Raw genomic sequence first — 701 nt, forward strand, 5'->3', positions numbered from 1 at the left:
TGACTGGCGCACTGATACCAGAAACACCAGGGTCAATCTCGGAGGTACTTACGGCATAGCCGTTCTTTCGGATTGTGGCGAGCTCCTCTTCCCATTCGTCTAAGCGATGATCTTGGCTAAAGTAACGTAAGATCTTTTCGCAACGACTTTGAGGCATAAAAGCGAGCATCACTTTAGATGAGGCGCCACGAAGCAGGGGTTGACTTTGACCCTGGACGAAGCTGCATCGTAGCGCCTGCATACTTTCTTTTTGTCTGACACAAAGCGCTCGATAACCCGATGGCACCATGTACGCCGCCATTTCCCCCGTTTGCTGCACCAAGCGCGCCAAGATGGTTTCAACCATATCAAGGCCGTGCTGAGCGGTTTCATAGCTGTGCATCAACAGTAAGGCTGCTGGCCCAACAACAAACGTCTTGTCGTGCACACTTTCTTCAATCAAGTTCCATTCTTTCAGCAGTTTTAGATGTCGATACAAACTGCTTAATGGAACGTTCAATTGTTCGCTGAGTGTTTTCGCAGAGACTGGGAATTGGCTTACCACAACTTGCATTAATAATTGCAGTGCCTTTTCGTTTACCTGATTAGCGTTGGCTTTGTTTAATGTCATGAGAGAGTTGTAACGTGTTAAAAGATATAGGACAAATATAATTCTTAATCACTGAGAAAAGAAAAATAATTTTTATGAGTAATTCTCACTT

General features: G+C 44.8%; 1 protein-coding gene. It reads right to left on the bottom strand.

The features are described from left to right. On the bottom strand, positions 1-610 hold a 610-nt coding region (locus tag R7Q48_RS27480), incomplete at its 3' end, for an IclR family transcriptional regulator (protein ID WP_318133427.1). Between the last annotated feature and the right edge of the window lie 91 nt (positions 611-701).

The sequence above is a fragment of the Vibrio sp. 378 genome (genome assembly GCF_033339435.1).